A 23,925-nucleotide genomic window follows, 5' to 3' on the forward strand; every position below is an offset into this window, starting at 1 on the left:
GCAGCCTTCAGCGAATCTGGTGCTTGTGCAGCAAGCGGTAGAAGGTCGGCCGCGAGACCCCGAGCACCTTGGCGGCGATACTCATGTTGTTGCTGTGGCGGTCCAGCACATCGCACAGCGCCTGGCGCTCGGCCCGGTGCTTGTAGTCTTCCAGGGTGCCCAGCGGCTGCTCTTCGGGTTCCAGGCCCAGCAGGCCAAGGTCCTGGGCCTCGATCTGACGGCCCTCGGCCAGCACCAGGCCGCGCCGCACCCGGTTGGCCAGTTCGCGCACGTTGCCGGGCCAATGGTGCCGGCCCATCGCGGCCAGCGCATGTTCGCTGAAGGACCGTGGCCTGCGCCCGGTTTCCAGGCTGTAGAAGTGTGAAAAATGGTTGGCCAGCATCGACAGGTCGCCATGCCGGTCGCGCAGTGGCGCCGTGACCACTTGCAGTACGTTCAGGCGGTAGTACAGGTCTTCCCGAAAGCGCCCTTGCTCGATGGCTTTCTCCAGGTCCACGTGGGTTGCCGCCAGCACCCGGACATCCACGGGAATCGGCTGGCTGCCACCGACCCGCTCGATGTGCTTTTCCTGCAGGAAACGCAGCAGGTTGGCCTGCAGCTCCAGTGGCAGGTCGCCAATTTCATCGAGGAACAAGGTTCCACCGTGGGCGGCCTCGATGCGCCCGACCTTGCGCTGGTGAGCCCCCGTGAACGCACCTTTCTCGTGGCCGAACAGCTCCGACTGAATCAGGTGTTCGGGGATCGCTCCGCAGTTGATGGCGATAAAGGGCATCTCGCAGCGTTGCGACTGCCGATGCAACGTGCGCGCCACCAGTTCCTTGCCGGTGCCGCTCTCACCACGGATCAGCACCGGGGATTCGGTCGGCGCCAGCTTGCCCAGCAGCTTGCGCAGCTCCAGGATGGGCCGGCTGTCGCCCAGCAGCTCGTGCTCCAGGCCGTCGACCCGCACCGCGCCCTTGCCGCGCAAACGCGCCATGCCAAACGCCCGGCCCAGAGTCACCAGTACCCGTGAGACGTCGAACGGCAAGGTGTGGAAGTCAAAAAACCATTCGCAGACAAAATCGCCAACGTTCTGCATGCGCAATTGTTCGGCACTGAGCACTGCAATCCATTCGGTATTGCTGCGCTTGATCATGTCCTTGACCGCATCTGGATGGCGCAGGTGCGATTCCTGCAGGCGCAGCAGGCCGACATCGCAGCGGTGCTCCAGGGCCAGGTCCAGGCTGCAACTGTGCACATCCCAGCCGGCAGGCTCCAGTCCCGGCAGCAAACGGTGGCAATCGTCGCAGGGGTCGACGATCAGCAAGCGACGAAGGGTGGCGGTATCATGCATGACCGTTCCTTGGCGCCAATTTGTGGTTTTTTACGTGAAAACAGTAAGTTGCGGCGCCTGATTAACAGTAGCAACGAACTTGACGCTGCCCACTACCGTCTGTCTGCTGGTGTTTGCCGCGTCAATGTGCCGCGGGAATTTTTCTTTTTTCATGGCGTCACAGGCGGCGCAGGAAAGATAAAACAGTGACCTGAAAAAAATTTACAAGCGCTGTGTGACTCCATGGCCAACTTGGAGCATCAGTACGAGTAACCCCGCACTGCAACGCGTGATAAACCTGAAGCGCCCTTGCAGTTACGCGGACCTTATTTCGATGTTTGGGACCATAGAGAGACCGAACCATGAATGCTCCGCTCCGTGTCAACGAAGCACTGCTGATCGCCGACCACGCTTTCGAGCCCTTCCAGTGCGTAGCCTGGGACGCACCCAACGGCACCGGCGAACTGAGCTTGGCAGTGATCGACCGGACCAGCACCCGCATCGGCAGCAAGCAAGTGTCCTCGCGCATCTATTCCGACCCTGCGCAATGGGCCAGCCTGATCGAGGAAGTGCGCGCCGAACTGTTCCAGAAAGGTTATGACCTGCAACCCTGGTCGATGCCCGAGTAATACAGATGCTCGTTGCAAGTGCGTGCCGGGCACGCACTTGAGTAACTTTCCCGATGCCGGACGGCACACTTTCTTATTGCGACAAAGTGTCGCGCAAGTACGCCCTGGGGTTGCTCAATCCTTTATCTTGAACTGCGCCAGGTGCTGATAATCGGCCTGTAGCTGCATGGCCAGTTGCCGCGCACGGCCCAGGCGTACTGGCGCCAATTCCATGTCTATCAACAGCGTCGCGCACGGCATCGGCTGCACGGCGTTCCAGCGCTGCAGGCGGCCGTCGGTCAATACCAGGCAGCGCTGGGGCTCGTGGGGATGGGCTTGCTGGCGTGCCTGCAGCCACCGGCGAGCTTGCTCCAGTGCGGCGATCAGCGGTGTTCCACCACCCGCCCCCAATGCCTTCAGCCAAGGCTGCAGCGCGGCGGACGCTTTGAGACCATGGCGCTGCCACTGCGGCACCCCGCCGCTGGCAGTCACCAGCGCCAGGCGGGCACGTTGCCGGTAGGCCTGGTCGAACAGTTCCGCCAGCAAACCCTTGGCCTGGGCCAACGCCTGATGGCGGCGGGTGGAGGCCGAGGCATCGACGATGACCAGCCACAACTCCGTGGCCTGGGCCTGGCGCTGCTGCCAGCAGAGGTCCTGGCGCTGCCGTGGCCGTCCTTTGAGCAAGGTCGGCAGCCACGCCACGCGGCCAGACGCCGCCGCGCGCGCGCGGCCACGGCTGGCACCTGCCAGCTTGCCGATACGTGGCGTGGCATCCGCCCTCCTGCTGCCGGGTTGGCGGATGCTCAGGGCTTTTTTGCCCAGTTCGGCACCTCGCGCCGGGTACCGTTGGCCACCGGCTGCGCGGGCAACGCCCCCCAATCACCCTGCCCGCCCTGGCTTTGCGTATCGCGACCCGCGCCGTCGGGCGGCGTCGATGGCGGCGCGGTTTCAGGCGCCGCGCGGCGACGGTGACGCAAGGCGAACTCGGCCACGGCCTCGACATCCACCTCCTCGATCGCCGCTGCGCCACGCCAGGCACAATGGGCACGGGCGGCGCGCAACCAGACCAGGTCGGCGCGCAGGCCATCGACCCCGGCGGCAAAGCAGCGTTCGGTGATCCAGGCCAGGGCCTGGTCGTCCAGGGCAATCGCGACCAGGGCCTGGCGCGCAGCCTGGCAGCGTGCCCGTAACTGGGCCTGGGCGTCAGCCCACTGGGCGCAAAAAGCCTGGGGGTCGCTGTCGAACGCCAGCCGACGGCGGATGATCTGCTGGCGCGCCTCGGGCGCCGGCAAACCGTCGAGCAGCACATTGAGCCCAAAGCGATCGAGCAGTTGCGGACGCAGCTCGCCTTCTTCAGGGTTCATGGTGCCGATCAGCACGAAACGGGCACTGTGACGGTGGGAAATGCCGTCGCGCTCGATGCGGTTTGTGCCGCTGGCGGCCACATCCAGCAGCAAGTCGACCAGGGTGTCTGGCAACAGGTTGACTTCATCGACGTACAGCACGCCGCCATCGGCCTGGGCCAGCACACCCGGAGAAAACTGCGCCTTGCCCTGCCCCAGCGCCGCGTCCAGGTCCAGCGTGCCGACCAGGCGCTCCTCACTGGCGCCCAGGGGCAAGGTGACGAACGGCCCTTCGCCGAGCAGGTCGGCCAGGCCGCGGGCCAGCGTGCTCTTGGCCATGCCGCGTGGCCCCTCGATCAGCACGCCGCCGATCTTGGGGTCGATGGCGGTCAGGCACAGGGCCAGCTTGAGATCGTCGGCGCCGACCACGGCCGCCAGCGGAAATTGCACGGGTTCACTCATTTCAAGCCTGTTCCTCGCCGTCGAGCAGTTGTTCCTCGAGCGCTTCGCGGTAGTCGCCGGGCTGCTCCCAAAGGCCGCGTTGCTGGGCCTCCAGCAAACGCTCGGTCAAGTCGCGCAAAGCCTGCGGATTGTGCTCGCGGATAAAATCGCGGGTCGCCGGATCGAGCACATAGGCATCGGCCAGCGCCTGGTAATGATGATCGTCGATCAAGTGCGTGGTGGCATCGAAGGCGAACAGGTTGTCGACTGTCGCCGCGATCTCGAAGGCACCTTTATAGCCGTGGCGCTTGACCCCGTCGATCCACTTGGGGTTCAGGGCACGGGCACGGATGACGCGGTTGAGCTCTTCTTTCAGGGTGCGGATGCGCGGCCGGTCTGCCTGGCTGTGGTCGCCGTGATAGCTGGCCACTGCGGCACCGGACAAGGTCTCCGACGCCGCCAGCATGCCGCCCTGGAACTGATAGTAGTCATTGGAGTCGAGCAGGTCGTGCTCGTGGTTGTCCTGGTTCTGCAGCACCGCCTGCACCTGGCTCAGGCGCTGGGCGAAGCGGGCGCGCGCCGGGGTACCTTCGTCGCGGCCACCGTAGGCGTAGCCGCCATGGTTGAGGTAGACCTCGGCAAGGTCGTCGCGGCTGTGCCACAGGTGCCCGTCGATGGCGTTCTGCACACCTGCGCCGTAGGCGCCCGGCTTGGCACCGAATACCCGCCAACCGGCCTGGCGTGCCGCTTCGTCCGCTGCCAGCCCCTGCCCTTCGAGTGCTTCACGCTCACTGCGCACCCGCGCCGCCAGGGGGTTGAAGTCTGCCGGCTCGTCCAGCGCCGCCACCGCCTGCACCGCGGCATCGAACAGGCGGATCAGGTTGCCGAAGGCGTCGCGGAAGAAGCCAGAGACACGCAGGGTCACATCCACCCGCGGGCGGTCGAGCAGGCTCAGGGGCAGGATTTCGAAATCGTCGACCCGCTGGCTGCCGTTGGCCCACACCGGGCGCACGCCCATCAGGGCCATGGCCTGGGCGATGTCGTCACCGCCCGTGCGCATGGTGGCCGTGCCCCACACCGACAGGCCGAGCTGACGCAGGTGGTCGCCATGGTCCTGCAGATGCCGTTCGAGGATCAGGTTGGCCGAGGCGAACCCGAGGCGCCAGGCGGTGGCAGTCGGCAGGTTGCGCACATCCACGGTGTAGAAGTTGCGGCCCGTGGGCAGCACGTCGAGGCGCCCGCGGCTGGGTGCGCCACTGGGGCCGGCAGGCACGAAGCGGCCAGCCAGGGCCGCCAGCAGGCCATTGATTTCGGCCGGGCCGCAGGCGTCCAGGTCGGGCGCGACCTGCTCGCGCAGGGCACGCAGCACCTCGTGGACCGCTTGCCACTGCGTCTCGTCAGGTACCTGCAGGCTGCCGTCCAGCGCCTGCTCGATCAGCTGCAAGGCCAGCAGTTCGAGGCGTTCGCGGGTGTCGCCGCAGGTGCGCCAGGCTTGCGCGCTCAGGCCCTGCAGCGCCGCCGGGCGCTGCCCGTCCCAGGCCTGGCCGAGGTCGCAATCGAGCGGGTCGAACCCTGGCACCAGCGCCTTGGCCAGCGCCCGCAGCAAGCTGGCGTTGCCACCACGGCCGTCGCCACGCTCGACCCGCAGCAACGCCAGCAGCGTGTCGCTACGCAGGCGCGCTTGCGGCGACTGGCCGAACACATGCAGGCCATCGCGGATCTGCGACTCCTTGAGGTCGCACAGGTAGGTGTCCAGGCGTGGCAGCCACACTGCCGCGTCGTCCAGCTGCCCTTCGAGCTGCAGTTCGCGGTCGATATGGTTGGCCTTCAGCAGTTCGAGGATGTCGCGCTGCAGTTCGCGGGCACGCCGCGGGTCGAGCAGTTGCGCCTCGTAGAATTCATCGGCCAGTTGCTCCAGGTGGCGCAGCGGGCCGTAGGTTTCGGCACGGGTCAGCGGCGGCATCAGGTGATCGATGATCACCGCCTGGGTACGCCGCTTGGCCTGGGCACCTTCGCCGGGGTCGTTGACGATGAACGGATAGATGTTCGGCAGCGGGCCAAGCAGGGCATCTGGCCAGCAACGCTCTGACAGGCCGACACCCTTGCCGGGCAGCCATTCCAGGTTGCCATGCTTGCCGACATGGATCAGCGCATCGGCTGCGTAGGTGTGACGCAGCCAGAAATGAAACGCCAGGTAGCCATGGGGGGGCACCAGGTCCGGGTCGTGGTACACCGCACTGGGATCGACCTGGTAGCCACGCGCCGGCTGGATGCCGACGAACGTCTGGCCGTAGCGCAGGCCAGCCACCATCAGCCGGCCGCTGCGATACATCGGGTCCTGCTCGGCTGAGCCCCAGCGCTCGAGCACGGCCTGGCGGTTGGCTTCGGGCAACCGGGCGAAGGCAGCGTGGTAATCCTCGAGGCTCAGGCTCTGGGCGCAGGGGCGTTGATCCAGGTGATCGAGGTCGTTGGTCACGCCACCGAGCAACTGCTGGATCAGCGCCGTGCCGCTGTCGGGCAGCCCGGCAACCGCGTAGCCCTCGGCCTGCAAGGCGTTGAGAATGTTCAAGGCCGCCGCCGGGGTGTCGAGGCCGACGCCGTTGCCGATACGCCCATCGCGGGTCGGGTAGTTCGCCAGCACCAGTGCCACGCGTTTCTGCCCGTTGGGCAGACGCGCCAGCTCGACCCAGCGCCGCGCCAGTTCGGCGACGAAGTCCATGCGCTCGGGGTGGGCGCGGTAGCAGACCACGTCGGACTGGCTGCGCTCACTGCGCCAGGCCATGTCCTTGAAGCTCACCGGGCGCGTGATGATGCGCCCGTCGAGCTCCGGCAGGACGATGTGCATGGCCAGGTCACGGGCCCCCAGGCCCTGCTCGCTGGCCTCCCAGCCCGGCTGGTTGTCCTGCGCGCAGATTGCCTGCAATACCGGGATGTCGCGGCGGAACGGGCGCAGATTGGGGCGCTCGGGGCTGGAAAGGGCAAAACCGGTGGTGTTGACCAATACCTCGGCCCCCACCTCGTCCAGCCAGCGTTCGACCTGTTCCAGGCAGGCGCTTTCCTTCAGGCTGGCCACGGCGATGGGCAGCGGGTTGAGCCCGGCCGCCTGCAAGCGCTGGCAGAACACATCGATGAAGGCTGTGTTGGCGGCCTGCAAGTGCGAGCGATAGAACAGCAACGGTGCCACCGGCTGCTGCGGGTCCCACTGGCCATACCAGTCCTCGAGCACGGCGCCGGGCTTGCCGGGGTGATACACCGACGTGCGCGGCAACGGCTGCGGTTCGTCCCAGGCGTAATCGCGGCCCAGCCACTGGCTGGCGAGGCAATTGAACAGGTTGACGGCGTTGGCCTTGCCGCCCTGACGCAGGTAGTGCCAAAGGCGCTCGGCCGGCGCGCCGGTGACGTTGCCCAGGCCGGTCAGTTCCGGATCCGGTCGGTCGTCGCCCGGCACCAGGATCAGTTGCACGCCACGCGCTGCCAGTTCGACAAGCTGCTCGACGCCGTAGCGCCAGTAGCCGACGCCGCCATGCAGCGACACCAGGATCACCTTGGCATGGCGCAGCACCTCATCGACGTAGAGGTCGACCGAGGCGTGGTTCTGCACCTGCATCGGGTTGGCCAGGCGCAGGCTGGGGTAGTCGTCCGGCAGTAGCTCGGCGGTTTCGGCGAGCAACGCCAGGTGCGAGTCGCCGCTGCAGAGAATCACCAGCTCGGCGGGTGTCTGGCCGAGGTCGGCGATGCTGTCGTCCGGCACGAAGCCGCCGGGCTGGGTCCGCAGCAGGTGCATGGATCAGGCGCCCAGGGTCTGGCGCAGGCGCGCCTCCAGCTGTGCAGCGTCGAGGTCCTGGCCGATCAGCACCAGGCGGGTGATGCGCGGCTCGTCGGCGCGCCAGGCGCGGTCGAAGTGCTTGTCGAAACGGCTGCCCACCCCTTGCACCAGCAGGCGCATCGGCTTGCCGGGGATGGCGGCGAAGCCCTTGGCACGGAGGATGCCGAATTCGCTCACCAGCTGGGTCAGGGCGTCGAGCAACAGGCTTTCTTCGGCCTCAGGCAGGTCGATCGAGATGGAGTCGAAGGCGTCGTGATCATGGTCATCGTGATCGTCGCCGTCGTGGTGGGAATCATGGTGGGTACGGCGGCCATCGATATGCGCCTCGGACTCGGCGCCCACGCCCAGCAGCACCTCCAGCGGCAGGCGGCCACTGCTGGCCTCGATCACCTTGACCGCCGGCGGCAGTTCTTCGGCGACTTCGCTGCGGACCTTGGCCAGGCCCGCGGCATCGATCAGGTCGGCCTTGTTCAGCACCACCAGGTCAGCACTGGCCAGTTGGTCGGCGAACAGCTCGTGCAGCGGCGATTCGTGGTCCAGGTTGGGGTCGAGCTTGCGTTGCGCGTCGACCTGCTCCGGGTAGGCGGCGAAGGTGCCGGCGGCCACGGCCGGGCTGTCGACCACGGTGATCACCGCGTCAACCGTGCAGGCATTGCGGATTTCCGGCCACTGGAAGGCTTGCACCAGGGGTTTGGGCAGGGCCAGGCCGCTGGTTTCGATGAGGATGTGGTCGAGGTCGCCACGGCGGGCCACCAGCTCGCGCATGACCGGGAAGAACTCTTCCTGCACGGTGCAGCACAGGCAGCCGTTGGCCAACTCGTAGACGCGGCCGCTGGCTTCTTCCTCGGTGCAGCCGATGCTGCACTGCTTGAGGATCTCGCCATCGATGCCCAGTTCGCCGAACTCGTTGACGATGACCGCGATGCGGCGGCCCTGGGCGTTGTCGAGCATGTGGCGGAGCAAGGTGGTCTTGCCCGAGCCGAGGAAGCCGGTAACGATGGTGACGGGGAGCTTGGCCAGTGTTTTCATGTCGCGTTGCCCTTGGCAGGTTGGCGCGGGCATGCGGGACGAGAGCCGCAGGCCTTGCCAGCCGGGCTCGTTCGCCACCGGATCACCCCGCCCGGTTGAAAGTCGAAAGCGTGACGAGGCAGGTCTCCTGGCTTGCACCGTTCCAGCGCCGCTGTCCGGGACAGGGCCTGGCGGGATGACGCCTTCCCGCGCCTTGGCGCAGTGGCTGTGTCGATCCGTTGCCGGTGCCTACAGTTGCGGGGGCAGCCGCGGCTTGAACCGCGTTCCCGTCTTAGCTTCGGCGTGGCCGAAGAACCTCGAAGCGGCAAGGCTACGCGGGGGGGCGCGGGTGGTCAACTGGCGGATGGGCGTGAGAGCTGCCAGAGGTCCGTCACCCTTGCAGCAACCAATTGACGCCTCCCCCGCCCCGTGCTCTCCTTACGCCTTGCGTCCAGGTGCCCCCATCGGGGGTGAAACGGGAAACCGGTGCGCCGCAGGCCCTCTCCAAGGGCCGGGCCAATCCGGTGCTGCCCCCGCAACGGTAAGCGAGCGAAGCGTCAAGACCACTGTGCCACGTCGTCCGGCATGGGAAGGTGACGCTTGCCAAGGAGCCCTGCTCTTCCTCGCAAGCCCGGAGACCGGCCTGACGTTCATGAACACCCCGCGGTGGGCGGGCGCTGTCGCATTCCCTCGGGCGCATTGCGCCCGGGAATGTCGCGCCTGTCCGTTGCCATCACACAACAAAGCAGAGGATCGCGTCATGCCCGTCACCAGTGCCAAACACAGCATCGCCACCCCCGTCACCCTCAGCCAGCGCCTGGTCATCGCCGTCGGCGCCAGCCTGCTCGGCCTTTGCCTGGTGTACTTCGCCGGCTTCTCGCACATCGAGGCGGTGCACAACGCCGCCCACGATACCCGTCACAGCGCCGCGTTCCCCTGCCACTGAGGCCTGCCATGATCACCCGTATCGCCCGCACTGCCGGGTTCAGCGGCCTGCTCGCCGCGCTGCTGTTGACCCTGCTGCAGAGCTTCTGGGTCGCGCCGCTTATCCTCCAGGCAGAAACCTACGAATCGGCCGCGCCTGCCGCCGAGCACCACGACCATGCCGGCGAAGCCGGCGCCGCCCATGAGCACAGCGCCGAAGCCTGGTCGCCGGAAGACGGCTGGCAGCGCGTCCTCTCGACCACGGGCGGGAACCTGGTCGTCGCCGTCGGTTTCGCCCTGATCCTCGCCGCCCTCTACAGCCTGCGCGAACCCGGCCGAGTCAGCACCGGCGCGCTCTGGGGCCTGGCGGGCTTCGCCGTGTTCTGCCTGGCGCCGACCCTGGGCTTGCCACCGGAGTTGCCTGGCACTGCCGCCGCCGACCTCGGCCAGCGCCAGGCCTGGTGGATCGGCACCGCCGCCGCCACCGCACTAGGCCTGGCCTTGCTGGTGTTCGCTCGCCACTGGCTGCTCAAGGTTGTTGGCGCAGTGCTGCTGGTTGTGCCGCACGTGATCGGCGCGCCGCAACCTGAAGTGCACGAGAGCCTGGCACCCGAAGCCCTGGAAACCCAGTTCAAGGTCGCCTCGTGGCTGACCAACGCCGCCTTCTGGCTGGCCCTGGGCCTGCTGAGCGCCTGGCTGTATCGTCGCTCCAGCCACGCCTGATGCCGCACGCCCACCTGCAACCGGCGCTGTACGCCGGTTTCGGTTGCCGCCGGGGCTGCTCGGTCGACGAACTTGCCAGCCTCCTGCAGCAGTCCTTGGCCTGCCAAGGCCTGCCGCTGGCTGCCGTGCAAGGCGTCGCCAGCATCAGCCTGAAAGCCGATGAGCCTGGCTTGCGCCTGCTGGCCGAGCGCCTCGGCGTGCCGCTGGTGCTGTTCGACGCCGCCCTGTTGCAGGTATTCGAGCCCCACCTGAGCCATCGTTCCGCGACCGCCTTTGCCCATTGTGGCTGCTGGGGCGTCGCCGAAAGCTGCGCACTCGCCCTGAGCGAACGCCTGCAAGGCAGCGCAAGGCTGGCGGTACCCCGACGTGCGACATCACGTGCGACCCTCGCCCTGGCCTGCGCCGTATAATCGCTTTCTTCTCGCCCCAAGGATTCACCATGACGGTCTATTTCATCGGCGCCGGCCCCGGCGACCCGGAGCTGATCACGGTCAAGGGCCAGCGCCTGATCCGCCAGTGCCCGGTGATCATCTACGCCGGCTCCCTGGTCCCCGCCGCCGTACTCGACGGCCACCAGGCCGAAACAGTCATCAACAGTGCCGAACTGCACCTGGAGCAGATCATCGAGGCCATTCGCGACGCCCATGCCAAGGGTCAGGACGTGGCGCGCGTGCACAGCGGCGACCCCAGCCTGTATGGCGCCATCGGCGAACAGATCCGCCACCTGCGCGAACTGGGCATCGACTACCAGATCATCCCCGGGGTCACCGCCACCGCCGCCAGCGCGGCCTTGCTGGGCTGCGAACTGACCCTACCGGACGTGGCGCAGACCGTCATCCTCACCCGTTACGGCGACAGCTCGCCGATGCCCGCCGGTGAGCAATTGGCCGACCTGGCCCGCCACGGCAGCACCCTGGCGATCCACCTGGGGGTCAAGCACCTGGCCCGCATCGTCGAGGCCCTGCTGCCCCATTACGGCGCCGACTGCCCCATTGCCGTGGTCCATCGCGCCACCTGGCCAGACCAGGACTGGGTGCGCGGCACGCTCGCCGACATCGTCGAGCGGGTCGCCGCCAGGGGCTTCAGGCGTACCGCGCTGATCCTCGTCGGCCATGTCCTGGGGGATGCGCCGTTCGCCGCCTCGGCCCTGTACCGCGCGGGCCATGCGCACCTGTACCGCCCTGGTAACTGAATATTGCCAAGCGGGCGGAGGCCGTTGCAGACTCCGGGCTCAACCCTGGACCGGAGTCTTGCCCATGCTCGCGCTACGCCCCAACTGCGAATGCTGTGATGTCGATCTGCCGGGGGACAGCCCCGACGCGCTGATCTGCTCCTTCGAGTGCACATTCTGCCGCAGCTGCGCAGACCGCCGCTTCCAGGGCCGCTGCCCGAATTGCACGGGGCAGCTACTGCCCCGCCCCACGCGTGTAGGCCAGGCCCTTCGCAACAACCCCGCCTCGACCGATCGGGTACTCAAGCCCCACCCGGCCTGCCAGTAACCGACAGGTCATTACCCACTGCCTGGCTGCCTTTTGATAGCAACTCCCGGAATTTTGTAGGACTTTTCAACAAACAACGCCGACTTATCCAACAGATCTATACTGCCCGTTACAACGCAGGTCGGAATGATCGTATGGTGCTGCGCGACAGAAAGAACTTGCAGCCGTATTCCAGGTTTTACCTGGGAAACGGACCACATTCCGACAGGAGCTACCTACATGACAACCGTTCTGATCGTTGATGACCATCCGATCGTCCGACTTTCCCTGCGCCTGCTGCTTGAGCGTGAACGCTTCCAGGTCGTTGGCGAAGTCGGTAACGGCAGCGAAGTGGCACAGGTAGCGCGAGAACTGCGGCCCGACGTCGTGGTACTGGACATCGGCCTGCCTGGGCTCGATGGCATGGAAGTCATCAAGCGCCTGCAGCAACTCGACCCGGCCCCCAGGATCATGGTGCTCACTGGCCAGGCCACCGACCTTTACGTACGCCGCTGCCTGGATGCGGGTATCGGTGCCTTCGTCACCAAGGACGAAGACCACGAGGCCTTGCTCTTCGCCCTCAAGGCGCTGATCAAAGGTTATTCGACCTTTCCGCAGATGGCGGTCAACAGCAACAACCTGGACAGCGAGCCCATGCGCCTGGGCAGCTTGTCGAACCGGGAAATGGAAGTGCTGCGACGCCTTGCCCGGGGCGAGAACAACAAGAACATCGGCGCCTGCATGAACCTCAGCGCCAAGACCATCAGCACCTATCGTGGACGCATCATGGACAAGCTCAAGACCGAGTCACTGGTGGAAATGGTGGACCTGGCCAAACGCAATCACGTCAATTGAGCGGTCACCAGCCATGAAGCGTGCGCTGGCCGGGCTGTTGCTGACCCTCTCCCTTGCCAGCCATGCGCTGGTCACGCTTGCAGAGGGGGAGCCTCGCCACCTGCTGGCCCGTGCCACCAGCGCTACCCCGCCACTGCCACTGGACGACCCGGATCGCCAGTGGCTTGCCAAGCGCAAAGTACTGTTGCTCGGCAGCTCGCGCCCCGATTACCCGCCTTTCGAAATCAACGTCAGCCTGGATGATTACGAAGGCCTCAGCGCCGATTACGCCGGGCTGATCGCGGAGAAGCTGGGCATACCGGTGGAGGTCAGGCGCTACGCCAGCCGCCATGAGGCCATTGCCGCCTTGCGCGATGGCCGCATCGACCTGCTGGGCAGTTCCAATGCCTTCGAGGCCGCCGACGCGCAACTGAGCCTCAGCCGGCCCTATGCCGACGATCTGCCGGTGATCGTCACCCGTGAAGGCCGAACACTCAAGGACGACAAGGCCCTGGGCAACTTGCGCCTGGCCATGGTCGACCATTACCTGCCCGGAGAGACCGTTCGCGCGCTGTTCCCGCAGGCGCAACTGAGCCTCTACCGCTCGACGCTGGCGGGCCTTGCGGCGGTCGAGCTTGGCGAGGCGGACGCCTACCTGGGCGACGCCATCAGCACCGACTTCCTGATCGGCAAAAGCTACCAGGGCACGGTGAAAATCGACCATTTCTGCCAGGTGCCGCCTGGCGCCTTTTCTTTTGCACTGGCCAATGACAACCAGCGTCTGGCCCGCCTGGTGGACGCCGCCCTGGCCTCGATCAGCGAAAGCGAGCGGCTGGGGATCCTGCGGCGCTGGAGCAGCGGCAACACCAGCCTCCTGCTGGAGCGCCACCTCTCGGCCCTGACCGCCGAGGAACAGGACTGGATCAAGCAACACCCGACGGTCAAGGTACTGATCGACCCCGCCCTCGCCCCGCTCACCTTCAACGATGCACAGCAGAACCCCAGCGGCATCACCGTCGACCTGCTCAAGCAGATCACCTTGCGCAGCGGACTGCAGTTCCAGATCGTCGAGCAGCACACCGTGCAAAAGATGGTCGAGCAGGTTGCCCAGGGCAAGGCGCAGATGATCGGGGCGCTGGGCTACGGGATGGAACGTGCGAGCCAATTGCGCTACACCCGGCCCTACCTGGTCAGCCCGAGGGTGCTGGTCACCCGCGACCAGGCGGCCTGGCCCATGCGCAGTCGAAACCTCGAGGGCCAGCGCATCGCTCTGCTGCGCGGCTCGCCGTTGCGCGCCCAGGTGCAGCGCCAGTACCCCGGCGCCAGGGTGGTCGAGGTCGACAACGCGCTGAGCCTGATGGAGGCCGTGGCCCGCGGCGATGCCGACGTTGCCTACAGCAGTCATATCAATGCGACCTACTACATCAACCATGCATTCAAGGACCAGCTCAGGATCGCCAGCGTGCTGGGCGATGATCCGGCCACCGCCGCCTTCGCCGTGGCCCCCGACCAACCCCAGCTGCAGGCCATTCTCGACAAGGCACTGCTGAGCATCCCCCCCGAGGAACTGGACCAACTGGTCAATCGCTGGCGCACCAGCGCCCTGGTCAGCGACGGGCCTTGGCGCAATTACCGGACACTGGCCTTGCAGGTGCTGGTGCTCTCGGCGCTGCTGCTGGCCGGCGTGGTGTTCTGGAACAGCTACCTGCGCAAGCTGATCCAGCAACGCACCGCCGCCCAGCAGGCGCTCCAGGCACAGCTGGGCCTGAGCCGCGGCCTGCTCGAACAACTGCGTCAGGCCAAGGACGATGCCGAGCAGGCCAGCCAGACCAAAAGCACCTTCCTGGCGACCATGAGCCATGAAATCCGCACCCCCATGAACGCGGTGATCGGCCTGCTCGAACTGGCCCTGGAGGACAGCCAGACAGGCCGCAGCGACCCCCAGACCTTGCAGACTGCGCACGATTCGGCCATTGGCCTGCTCGGCCTGATCGGCGACATCCTCGATATCTCCCGCATCGAATCCGGCCACATGACGCTGCAGCCGGTGGCCACCGACCTGGCCGAGCTGGTGCGCAGCACCCTGCGGGTGTTCGAGGGCAACGCCCGTGCCAAGGGCCTGCAGCTACAGAGCCAATTGCCCGCCACCCCTCTGTGGGTGCTGGCGGACCCCCTGCGGGTCAAGCAGATCCTGTCGAACCTGCTCAGCAACGCCATCAAGTTCAGCGATCGCGGCGAGATACACACCCGCCTGGCAACCCGTGGCGCCGACGGCAACCTTCACGTAGCCCTGTGCGTGCGTGATACGGGCATTGGCATCAGCGCGGCGGACCAGGCCCGCCTGTTCAATGCCTTCACCCAGGCCGACGGCCCGAGGGCCAGCCAGGGCGCGGGACTGGGCCTGGTAATCAGCCGGACCCTGGCAGAACTCATGGGCGGCACGCTGAACCTGCAGAGCGTCGAAGGCGTCGGCACCCGCGTCGAAGTCGAGCTGCAGCTGCCGGCCTGTGCCGCCCCCGCCTCGATCGAGCCCGGCAACCTCGCCGACGAGGTGGTCACACGGCCGTTGAAGATCCTGGTGGTGGACGATTACCCGGCCAACCTGCTGCTCATGGAGAAGCAGCTCAAGAGCCTGGGGCATGAGGTGACGCTGGCTGAACAGGGCGAGACAGCACTGGAAAGGTGGCAAGCCAGCCACTTCGACCTGGTGCTCACCGATTGCAGCATGCCGGTCATGGACGGCCACCAGCTGGCCCGGTCGATACGCCAACGGGAGCGCGATCAGGGGCGATCGGCCTGTTGCATCATCGGCATCACCGCCAACGCCCAGGCCGAAGAACGCACCCGCTGCCTGGCCAGCGGCATGGATGACTGCCTGTTCAAGCCCGTCGACCTGCGCACCCTGAAAGCCCATCTGCCGCAAATGTGGCTTGAAACCGCCCCGCCCGTGGCCAAGGCCAGCGGCTTCAACCTGAACGAACTGCGGCACCTGACCCAGGACGATGAGCAATTGACCCGCCACCTGCTGGAGCAGGTCGGGCAAAGCGCCGGCGAAGACCTGGCCGCGCTGCGCGCGTTGGGCACGGCGCCCGAGCCAGGTGCCTTGCTGGCCATTGCCCACCGCATCAAAGGGGGCGCCAAGATGCTCAAGGTACGCGGGGTGGTGAGTGACTGCGAAGCGCTGGAGCAGGCACTGACACAGGGCTTGCCCAGCCAGGCGCCGCGCCTGCGGCTCGAAAACAGCCTGCAGGCGCTGCAACGCGAACTGTCCGACGCCCTCAGTGCAATAGCAATGTCGAATTGATCTGGCTGATGGCATCGACCACGTGCCGCGAGCCTTGCTGGATTTCCATGATCACCGTGCCGGCCTCGTTGGCCAGGGCCACGCCACGCCCGGTGCGCTGAAGGCTCGATTGCATGCTGGCCACGGCCGTCAGCGACAGGTCGTGGTTCTGCCGCACCACATCGACGATTTCCAGCGTCGCCTTGCTGGTGCGGGCCGCCAGGCTGCGCACTTCATCGGCGACCACGGCGAAGCCGCGGCCGTGCTCGCCGGCGCGGGCCGCTTCGATGGCCGCGTTGAGGGCCAGCAGGTTGGTCTGGTCGGCGATGCCGCGGATGGTCAGGACGATCTGCCCGATCACGTCCGACTGCTTGCTCACTGCATCGATGGTGCGCGCCGCGTCATTGAGCTCCTGGGAAATCTGCTCGATCACCTCGACCGTCTGCTGCACCACTTCCGAGCCTTTGCGCGCGCAGGCGTCGGTCTGCACGGAGCTGGCGTGGGCGGCCTCGGCGGCGCTCTGCTGGGTGCTCACCTGGGAGGTGATGTCACTGGCGAACTTGACCACCTTGTACAGGCGGCCCTTGCTGTCGAAGATCGGGTTGTAGGAGGCCTCCAGATAGACGGTCTGGCCTTGCTTGTTGACCCGCTCGAAACGGTGCGAGTGGTACTCGCCACGGTTGAGCGAAGCCCAGAATTCGCGGTACTGCGCCGACTCCCGCTCGTGGGCCTGGCAGAACAGCCCGTGGTGGCGGCCCACCACCTCCTCAAGGCGGTAGCCCATGGTGATGAGGAAATTGTCGTTGGCCTTGATCACCCGCCCCTCGGGGGTGAACTCGACCACCGCCATGGACCGGCCGATTGCCTTGAGCAAACTTTCGCTTTCGTGTTCGTGCTTGACCCGCTGGCTGATGTCGGCGGCCACCTTGATCACGCTGGTGACCTGCTGGCGTTCGTCGAGCACCGGCATGTAGCTGGCCTCCAGCCAGACTTCACGGCCGGCCTTGTCGACCCGCTCGAAGGTGCCGCTGATGGCCTTGCCCTGCCCCAGCTCACGCCACAGCTGCTGGTATTCGGCGCTCTTGGCGTAGGCGGGGTCGCAGAACAGCCGGTGGTGCTTGCCGCGCAGCTCCTCGGCGGTATAACCCATCGCCTGGCAGAACTGGGCATTGGCATCGAGGATGGTGCCGTCTGCAGTGAACTCGATCATCGCCATGCTACGGCTGATGGCGGCGAGCTTGGCCTGGCTGTCGGCCAGGGCCTGGCGAACCCGTTGAATCTCGACCAGATCGGACTTGCGATGAAAATCGAACATGACACCGGCATCCTCTATGCGCAGGGTCTCCTGAGCATAGATCGGCATCGTAGCCGTGCAAGCAATCTGATATCACTTTGTAATTAGTCTTGCTCGGGGTGCTCAGGAACTCTCGCGCACCATCAATTCGAAGCCCAGGTCCTGCTGCTCGGCGGCCACCCGCTTGCCATCGAGCAAGGCCAGCAGCGCCTGCGCCGCACCCCGCCCCACGGCGGCGCGCGGCGTGCGGATCGAGGTCAGCCGCGGCACCATGTGCGCCGACGCCGGCAAGTCGTTGAAGCCGACCATCGCCACCTGCCGCGGCACCTCGATACCCTGGCGCAACGCCTGAAGCACGGCGCCCTGGGCCAGGTCGTCGTTACAGAAGAAGATGCCATCGACATCCGGCGTCCGGGCCAGCAACCGGCTGAACAGCTCGCTGCCCAGGGCGATGGACGACGGCTGCGGCGCCAGGATTTCCAGTTCGCTCGCCGGCATGCCAGCCTCGGCCAGGGCCTGGCGGAAGCCTTCGGCACGCTGCATCACCCGCGGGTCGAGCTGCGCGGCGATGAACGCCAGGCGCCGCCGGCCACGGGCGATCAGGTGCTGCGCCGCGGCACGCCCCGCCTGCTGCTGGGAGAATCCCACCGACAAGGCCCCGGCCTCGCCACCCAGCTCCATCATGTGCACACGGGGCACGCCACTGGCGGCCAGCATCTGTCGCGACGCCTCGCTGCGGTCGAACCCGGTCAGCAGCATGCCGCACGGCTGATACGCCAGGTAGTTGCGGATCAGGTTTTCTTCTTCGTCGACATCGTAGTGATAGTTGCCGATCAGCACTTCGAGCCCACGGGGGCGCATCACCTCGTGGATGGCCTCCAGGGTGTCGATGAACAGCTGGTTGGACAATGACGGGATCAGGACCACCACCGACTGGCTGCGTGCCGAGGCCAGCGCCCGTGCCGCCGGGTTGGCCACGTAACCCAGGGTCGCGGCGGCGGCAACGACCTTTTCCACCAGTTCCGGGGCGACCGTGCTGACCCCGCGCAGCGCGCGCGAAGCGGTAATCGGGGAAACCCCGGAAAGCCTGGCGACTTCAGCCAGCGTGGGACGACCGGTGGTACGAGAGCCTGAGCGCGACATGAGTGTTGTAATTTTACTACTTGCGGGAAAGGGGAACGGCCACTAAGGTAGCGCTGTCTCAGGACCCAGGCAATGTAATCTTTGCCGGTGGCCAGCACGCGCGCTCTGTCAAGCGTCCATACTGCGTGAGGACAAGATCAACAACATTGGGAAGGCAGCGTTTCGTCGATTGCGAGACAGCGCTGTCTCACCCCGCAGGAGGTACTGATGAATTCTCCCCTGTCCGCCATCGTGGTGATGGGCGTGGCCGGCTGCGGCAAGAGCTGCATCGGCGAAGCCATTGCCAGCAACAGCGGCGGTCGCCTGATCGAAGGCGACGCGTTCCACCCTGCCGAGAACATTCGCAAGATGAGCGCCGGCATCCCCCTGAACGACGACGACCGTGCCGGCTGGCTGGTACGCCTGGGCCAGGAGCTGCAAGCCACGGTCAAGGCCGGCGAACGGCCGATCCTCACCTGCTCCGCGCTCAAGCGCCGCTACCGCGACAGCCTGCGCGCGGCCATGCCTGGGCTGGGTTTCGTGTTTCTCGAACTGACCCCTGCCGAGGCTGAAAAACGCGTGCTCGCGCGCCCCGGCCATTTCATGCCGGCCAGCCTGATCGACAGCCAGTTCGCCGCGCTCGAAGCGCCCCATGGCGAGCCGTTGACCCTGCCACTGGACGCCACCCGGCCGATCGTCGAGCTGGCCGCGGCGGTCGACGCCTGGCTAAAGCCCTGCGGTGAGCGGGAGCTGGCGCGGACTGCCTGACCCGGCGGTTTTCCTTCTCACCCCAGATAGCGCTGTCTTGACGCCTGAGCGTGGCCAAAGCCCCATCAGGTGAAAGCTTCATTCATTGCAACGCCAAAACAACGATAAGATCGAGGCCTAAAAACCATGTTCGGATTGGCTACAGATACCTACCTGCTGCTCGACGCCCTGGTCACCATCGTCGGGCTGATCCTGCTGATCACCCATTTCAAGGTCCACCCCTTCGTCGCCCTGACCCTCGCCGCCGGCTTCCTCGGCCTGACCTCCGGCATGCCGGTGGCCAAGGTCATGAAGTCGTTCCAGGACGGGTTCGGCGGTGTGCTCGGCTTCGTCGGCATCGTCCTCGCCCTGGGCACCATGCTCGGCAAGCTGATGGCCGACTCCGGGGGCGCCGACCAGATCGCGCAGACGCTGATACGCGCCTTCGGCAAGAAGAACGTGCACTGGGCCATGATGTTCGCCGCCTTCCTGGTCGGCATCCCACTGTTCTTCGAGATCGGCTTCGTGCTGCTGGTGCCGCTGGTGTTCATCGTCGCCCGGCGCTCCGGGGTGTCGCTGATCAAGATCGGCATTCCGCTGCTGGCCGGCCTGTCGGTGGTGCACGGCCTGGTGCCACCGCATCCGGGCCCGCTGCTGGCGATCGGCATCTTCCATGCCGACATCGGCAAGACCATTTTCTATGGCCTGCTGGTGGCATTGCCGACCGCGATCATTGCCGGCCCGCTGTTCGGCAGCTTCATCGCCCGCCATATCCCGGGCAACCCGTCCCAGGAACTGATGGACCAGATCGCCAAGGAATCCGACCAGAACAACCTGCCCAGCTTCACCATCACCCTGGTCACCGTGCTGCTGCCGGTGGCGTTGATGCTGCTCAAGACCTTCGCCGACGTGGTACTGCCGGCCGAGCACATCGTGCGTCAGTGGATGGACCTGATCGGCCACCCGATCACCGCCCTGCTCGCCGCCCTGCTGCTGGCCTTCTACACCTTCGGCTCGGCACGCGGCTTCAGCCGCCAGCAGATCATGAAGATGCTCGACCAGAGCCTGGCGCCGACTGCGGCGATCGTGCTGATCGTCGGTGCCGGCGGCGGCTTCAAGCAGATGCTGGTGGATACCGGGGTCGGCAACGTGATCGGGCAGATGGCCGTGCAGGCAGAAATCTCGCCGATTCTGCTGGCCTGGCTGGTGGCCGCGGTGATCCGCATCGCCACAGGCTCCGCGACCGTCGCCACCATCACCGGTGCCGGTATCGTCGCACCGGTGATCGACCTGGTGCCCGGGGTCAACCGTGAACTGCTGGTACTGGCCACCGGCGCCGGTTCGCTGATCCTGTCCCACGTCAACGATGCCGGTTTCTGGCTGGTGAAGCAGTACTTCAACATGACCGTGGCCGAGACCTTCAAGACCTGGAGCATGATGGAGACGATTCTCTCGATCGTCGGCATCATCCTGATCATGGCGCTTTCGACGGTGGTGTGACCGTCGATCGGGATGATGGCACCTTGCAGCTGCGGACAGGGACGAAAGGAAGTACCTGCCCTGACCGTAGCCAAGGAGCCTGCCATGCCCCGTTCCAGCATCCTGCTGATCGCCCTGCTCGCCTCGCCACTGGCCTTCGCCGTCGGCACTGGCCCCACCTACCCTGATGACCCGCACAATCCGGCGCCGACGCCTGGCGTCGACAGCACCCTCAACCCGATCGAGAAGCCCATGCCGCGGGATACCGACCCGCGGATCCAGGGCAATGACCCAGAGAGCCCGCCCGCCAGGCAGGACGATGGCCGTGAGCTGCCAGGGATGGACGGCAGTGGCTCCGAAGGGACCGGGCAGCAAGGGGAAGGCAGCCAGCCCTGAGCTCACACAGGCCCTACATGGGCCCTACCACTGCCGCTTGTCCGGGCGGGTCAGCCCGAGCTTCTCGATCCGGTAACGCAGCATGTCCCGTGACAACCCGAGCATCCGCGCCGACTTGGTGACATTCCAGTCGGTGCGGTCGAGGGTCTTGCACACCAGTTCACGCTCCATGTCCGGCAGGCTGGTACCCGGCTCCGGTTCATGCCGCGGCAACTCGTACACCGTCGCCGTGGGCTGGGCCACCAGAGGCTCGTCGACCAGGGTCATGCACAGGTTCAACTGATGCGCCTGCACCACTTCGTTGGGTGCCAGCAGCACCGCCTGCTCGAGCATGTTGCGCAGTTCGCGCACGTTGCCCGGCCAGCTGTAGCTGAGCATCAAGGCCTCGGCCTCGGCGCTGAAACGCAGGTTCGGCTTGCCATAGCGGCGCCCGTGATGGGCCAGGAAATGCCGCGCCAGCAGCAGCACATCCTGCCCCCGGGCATGCAGGCGCGGCACCTTGAGGGCGATGATGCGCAAGCGGAAGAACAGGTCGCGGCGGAACTTGCCCTGTTGCACCATCTGCTCCAGGTTGCAGTTGGTGGCGCTGATCACCCGCAGGTCGACCTTGCGCTCCTTGACCGCGCCGATGCGCCGGATGCTGCGGTCTTCCAGCAGCTTCAGCAGCTTGGCCTGCAGCACCAGGTCCATCTCGCCGATCTCGTCGAGGAACAACGTGCCGCCATCGGCCGCTTCGACCAGGCCCACGCGGCGCTCCTTGGCATCGGTGAAGGCGCCCTTCTCATGCCCGAACAACTCCGCTTCCAGCAGATTGGCCGGGATCGAGGCGCAGTTGAACTCGATGAAAGGCCCCTTGCTGCGCGAGCCGTCGAAATGCAGGGCGCGCGCCACCAGTTCCTTGCCGGTGCCAGTCTCGCCCTCGACCAGTACCGGCGGCAGGTCATCGCTGGCCATGCGCCGCTCGGCATCGAGCACCTGGTGCAGGGTGTGCTTGAGTGTCAGCATCGCCGGCGACTCACCGATCAAGGCCTGCAACCCGGACTTCTGCGCCTCGCGCTCCTGGTAGAACGACAGGGTGCGTTCCATGCGCTCGGTAGCCAGGGCCTTGTCCAGGGTCAACTTGAGCTCGGCCAGCACCACAGGCTTGGTCAGGTAGTGGAAGGCGCCCTCCTTCATGGCCTGCACGGCGTCTTCGACATTGCCGTAGCCGGTCATCATGATCACCTTGAGCGCCGGCGCCTGCGCCACCAGCGTGCGCAACAGGTCGTGCCCGCTCATGCCGGGCAACGAGTTGTCGGTCAGCACCGCATCGGGCTGGCTGCGCTTGATCTGCTCCAACGCCAGTTCCGCGCTGTCGCAGAGCGTTACCTCATAACCCTTGAGGCTCAAGTAGGTACGAATGTTCTCGCCGAGGATCTCATCGTCCTCAACTACCAGGATGCTGTGCTCCATGATCCCCTCCCGCTGCGATATTGAAAGTGAGGCTGACGCGGGTTCCTTCCTCTTCCCGGCTGCTCAGGCTGACCGAGCCGCCAAAACGTTCCATGATGCGCTTTGCCAGTGCCAGGCCGACGCCGAGGCCGCCCTGCTTGGTGGTGAAGAACGGCTTGAACACCATCCGTTCCTGCTGCTGGCTCATGCCCTTGCCGGTGTCGCTGAGCAACAGTTGCGCACGCTGGCCGTCCTGCTCGGTGACCTGCGCATGCAGTTCGCCGCCCTTGGGCATGGCCTCCAGGGCATTGGCGAACAGGCTGTTGAGAATCTGCGTCAGTTGCAACGGCTGGCTGGCCACCCATTGCGCCGACGGCCCTTCGAAGCAGAAGCGCACGCCGTTGCGTTCGATCTGCTGGGCGAACGCCAGGCGCGTGTCCTCGATGGCGGCCACCAGGTCCACGGCCTCGGCCTGGTCACTGGTCGGCCGCAGCGATACCAGCAGTTCGCGCACCCAGCGCGACATGCGGTCGACCTGGCTGATGATGTCGGTGATGTTCTTCTGCGCCATGGGGCTGGCGATTTCCTGGGCCAGTTCGGCGCTGGAGCGGATGTTGGCCAGCGGGTTGCGCAGGCTGTGGGCCACCGCCGAGGACATCTCGCCCAGGGCCATGTAGGTTTCGCTGGCGACCAGGCGATCCTGTTGCTGCTGCAATATCAAGGCGGCGCGACGGACGATCCAGAACAGGCCGAAATAGATCAGTGCCCCGCCCACCAGGGTCGAGGCCCAGATCAGCACGTAACCGCGCTGGATACGCCGGATCAGGTCCTGCGGTTCCTTGTAGATCTCGACCATGGCCAGCACCTGCTCGCCCTGGCTGTCGAACAGGGGAATGTAGTTTTCGATGAACAGGTAACGCGGTTCACGCTCGAAGCGCTGCTCCTCGCGATCGTCCTCGGGCTTGTGGTAACTGGACGAAACCGACTTGCGCGAGCGGAAGGCAAGCTCCAGGTCGGCATCGTCCTCGATGCGCTTGCCGATCAGTTCGGGGTTGGTCGACCAGACGATGCTGCGGTCGCGGGCGTAGACGTTGGCCAGCAGGGTATCCGGCAGGTGCGCGACATGGTCGAGGAACTCGACCCGGGTCGACTCGGCCAGGGCCGGGCTGAACTGCAGGTGCTGCTGGTCGAGCTGCGGATTGAGCAACTCGCCCATGGTGCTGCCAGGCGGCAGCTGCGAATGACGCACCTCGGCCTGGGCCATGGACTGGATGAACTGGGCAGTGAGCATGGCATCGCGCTGCACGCTGTCACGCACCACGAAACGGGTGGAGACATAACCCAGGCCACCGGCCACCGCGGTAATGATCAACAGGCTGATCAGCGAGAACCAGCGCAACAGGTCGAAGCGCTGAAGCGGCGCCGCCAACCCACTGATGGGAAGGCTTGCCGGCTTGCCTGGGGCATCGTTATCCAGCATCTGCATCGCTTCGTTCCCGCGCACGGATTCCGTTCAGGAGGCCATCCAATGGATGCTACGGCTGGTAGCAAAATAATGGCCTTGTACCCAGCAACCATGAGCCGCTGGTCATCGCGAGTTCATCGCTGCAAAAACCTGGCCAGCGAACAAGAAAAAATGATTACCCTTATAAATCAAAGCATTGCATAGAAATCTG

At 65.9% G+C, this 23,925-nt stretch carries 21 protein-coding genes, 1 pseudogene and 2 riboswitches; of the genes and pseudogenes, 12 read left to right on the plus strand and 10 right to left on the minus strand.

Going from position 1 to position 23,925, the window contains the following annotated elements; all coding sequences use genetic code 11:
- Positions 1-7 precede the first annotated feature (7 nt).
- Positions 8-1,333 carry a sigma 54-interacting transcriptional regulator gene (locus tag ACIP21_RS24540; RefSeq protein WP_400693232.1) on the minus strand — a complete coding sequence of 442 codons (1,326 nt, stop codon included), beginning with the start codon at positions 1,331-1,333 and terminating at the stop codon, positions 8-10.
- Here ACIP21_RS24540 and ACIP21_RS24545 point away from each other — a divergent pair.
- Both ACIP21_RS24545 and ACIP21_RS24550 read left to right on the plus strand, forming a co-directional pair.
- Complete coding sequence (locus ACIP21_RS24545) at positions 1,328-1,522, plus strand: hypothetical protein (protein ID WP_400693234.1); 195 nt, start codon at positions 1,328-1,330, stop codon at positions 1,520-1,522. The two genes, ACIP21_RS24540 and ACIP21_RS24545, sit on opposite strands and share 6 nt — an antisense overlap.
- A 152-nt stretch (positions 1,523-1,674) precedes the next feature.
- A complete protein-coding gene (locus ACIP21_RS24550) occupies positions 1,675-1,941 on the plus strand; it encodes a hypothetical protein (RefSeq protein WP_400693237.1) in 267 nt (88 codons plus the stop codon).
- A 114-nt stretch (positions 1,942-2,055) separates the two neighbouring features.
- Here ACIP21_RS24550 and ACIP21_RS24555 read toward each other — a convergent pair whose 3' ends face one another.
- The 4 genes from ACIP21_RS24555 to cobW all read right to left on the minus strand — a co-directional run bounded on the left by ACIP21_RS24555 (position 2,056) and on the right by cobW (position 8,559).
- Positions 2,056-2,622, minus strand: coding sequence for a VWA domain-containing protein (locus tag ACIP21_RS24555; RefSeq protein WP_400693395.1), 567 nt, complete (start codon positions 2,620-2,622; stop codon positions 2,056-2,058).
- 101 nt (positions 2,623-2,723) lie between these two features.
- On the minus strand, positions 2,724-3,725 hold the full coding sequence (locus ACIP21_RS24560) for an ATP-binding protein (RefSeq protein WP_400693240.1): 1,002 nt from the start codon (positions 3,723-3,725) through the stop codon (positions 2,724-2,726).
- Position 3,726: 1 nt separating this feature from the next.
- Complete coding sequence (cobN, locus tag ACIP21_RS24565; protein ID WP_400693243.1) at positions 3,727-7,488, minus strand: cobaltochelatase subunit CobN; 3,762 nt, start codon at positions 7,486-7,488, stop codon at positions 3,727-3,729.
- A gap of 3 nt (positions 7,489-7,491) precedes the next feature.
- Positions 7,492-8,559: a cobalamin biosynthesis protein CobW gene (gene cobW, locus ACIP21_RS24570; protein WP_400693245.1), complete on the minus strand. Its 1,068-nt coding sequence runs from the start codon at positions 8,557-8,559 to the stop codon at positions 7,492-7,494.
- Between the two features lie 99 nt (positions 8,560-8,658).
- A riboswitch (cobalamin riboswitch) is annotated at positions 8,659-8,873 on the minus strand.
- Positions 8,874-8,974: 101 nt separating this feature from the next.
- A riboswitch (cobalamin riboswitch) is annotated at positions 8,975-9,200 on the plus strand.
- 98 nt (positions 9,201-9,298) lie between these two features.
- Between cobW and ACIP21_RS24575 the strand changes: the two genes are divergently transcribed.
- The 7 genes from ACIP21_RS24575 to ACIP21_RS24605 all read left to right on the plus strand — a co-directional run bounded on the left by ACIP21_RS24575 (position 9,299) and on the right by ACIP21_RS24605 (position 15,801).
- Positions 9,299-9,484 (plus strand): CbtB domain-containing protein, encoded by a 186-nt coding sequence (locus tag ACIP21_RS24575; protein WP_152957551.1) that lies wholly within the window; start codon positions 9,299-9,301, stop codon positions 9,482-9,484.
- Positions 9,485-9,492: 8 nt separating this feature from the next.
- On the plus strand, positions 9,493-10,185 hold the full coding sequence (locus tag ACIP21_RS24580; RefSeq protein ID WP_400693249.1) for a CbtA family protein: 693 nt from the start codon (positions 9,493-9,495) through the stop codon (positions 10,183-10,185).
- Positions 10,185-10,595 (plus strand): cobalamin biosynthesis protein, encoded by a 411-nt coding sequence (locus tag ACIP21_RS24585; RefSeq protein WP_400693252.1) that lies wholly within the window; start codon positions 10,185-10,187, stop codon positions 10,593-10,595. Before ACIP21_RS24580 ends, ACIP21_RS24585 begins: the two co-directional genes overlap by 1 nt.
- Before the next feature lie 29 nt (positions 10,596-10,624).
- Positions 10,625-11,377, plus strand: coding sequence for a precorrin-4 C(11)-methyltransferase (gene cobM, locus ACIP21_RS24590; RefSeq protein ID WP_400693254.1), 753 nt, complete (start codon positions 10,625-10,627; stop codon positions 11,375-11,377).
- A 64-nt stretch (positions 11,378-11,441) separates the two neighbouring features.
- Positions 11,442-11,684 carry a DUF1272 domain-containing protein gene (locus ACIP21_RS24595; protein WP_400693256.1) on the plus strand — a complete coding sequence of 81 codons (243 nt, stop codon included), beginning with the start codon at positions 11,442-11,444 and terminating at the stop codon, positions 11,682-11,684.
- Between the two features lie 219 nt (positions 11,685-11,903).
- Positions 11,904-12,518, plus strand: coding sequence for a response regulator (locus tag ACIP21_RS24600; RefSeq protein WP_400693259.1), 615 nt, complete (start codon positions 11,904-11,906; stop codon positions 12,516-12,518).
- A 13-nt stretch (positions 12,519-12,531) separates the two neighbouring features.
- Entirely contained in the window at positions 12,532-15,801 is a 3,270-nt protein-coding gene (locus ACIP21_RS24605; protein WP_400693261.1) for a transporter substrate-binding domain-containing protein, read from the plus strand.
- Here ACIP21_RS24605 and ACIP21_RS24610 read toward each other — a convergent pair.
- The 3 genes and pseudogenes from ACIP21_RS24610 to ACIP21_RS24620 all read right to left on the minus strand — a co-directional run bounded on the left by ACIP21_RS24610 (position 15,776) and on the right by ACIP21_RS24620 (position 18,217).
- On the minus strand, positions 15,776-16,315 hold the full coding sequence (locus ACIP21_RS24610) for a methyl-accepting chemotaxis protein (protein WP_400693398.1): 540 nt from the start codon (positions 16,313-16,315) through the stop codon (positions 15,776-15,778). The genes ACIP21_RS24605 and ACIP21_RS24610 overlap by 26 nt on opposite strands.
- Positions 16,313-17,143: pseudogene (locus tag ACIP21_RS24615) on the minus strand (PAS domain-containing protein); the annotation flags it as partial. The pseudogene ACIP21_RS24615 and the gene ACIP21_RS24610, both read right to left, overlap by 3 nt.
- Positions 17,144-17,197: 54 nt before the next feature.
- Positions 17,198-18,217, minus strand: a complete 1,020-nt coding sequence (locus ACIP21_RS24620) for a LacI family DNA-binding transcriptional regulator (RefSeq protein ID WP_400693264.1) — start codon at positions 18,215-18,217, stop codon at positions 17,198-17,200.
- 207 nt (positions 18,218-18,424) lie between these two features.
- Between ACIP21_RS24620 and ACIP21_RS24625 the strand changes: the two genes are divergently transcribed.
- The 3 genes from ACIP21_RS24625 (at position 18,425) to ACIP21_RS24635 (ending at position 20,818) form a co-directional block, all read left to right on the plus strand.
- Positions 18,425-18,964, plus strand: a complete 540-nt coding sequence (locus ACIP21_RS24625) for a gluconokinase (protein WP_400693266.1) — start codon at positions 18,425-18,427, stop codon at positions 18,962-18,964.
- A 126-nt stretch (positions 18,965-19,090) separates the two neighbouring features.
- Entirely contained in the window at positions 19,091-20,443 is a 1,353-nt protein-coding gene (locus tag ACIP21_RS24630; protein ID WP_400693269.1) for a GntP family permease, read from the plus strand.
- A gap of 84 nt (positions 20,444-20,527) precedes the next feature.
- Positions 20,528-20,818, plus strand: coding sequence for a hypothetical protein (locus tag ACIP21_RS24635; protein ID WP_400693272.1), 291 nt, complete (start codon positions 20,528-20,530; stop codon positions 20,816-20,818).
- A gap of 24 nt (positions 20,819-20,842) precedes the next feature.
- On the opposite strand, the gene ACIP21_RS24640 is transcribed toward ACIP21_RS24635, so the two are convergent.
- Complete coding sequence (locus tag ACIP21_RS24640) at positions 20,843-22,270, minus strand: sigma-54-dependent transcriptional regulator (RefSeq protein WP_400693275.1); 1,428 nt, start codon at positions 22,268-22,270, stop codon at positions 20,843-20,845.
- The gene (locus tag ACIP21_RS24645) at positions 22,245-23,735 is read right to left on the minus strand and encodes a sensor histidine kinase (protein WP_400693278.1); all 1,491 of its coding nucleotides are present in this window, start codon (positions 23,733-23,735) and stop codon (positions 22,245-22,247) included. The genes ACIP21_RS24640 and ACIP21_RS24645 overlap by 26 nt, the downstream gene beginning before the upstream one ends.
- Positions 23,736-23,925 lie beyond the last annotated feature (190 nt).

It is taken from the genome of Pseudomonas sp. NPDC089401, assembly GCF_044749485.1.
Taxonomy (GTDB): domain Bacteria; phylum Pseudomonadota; class Gammaproteobacteria; order Pseudomonadales; family Pseudomonadaceae; genus Aquipseudomonas.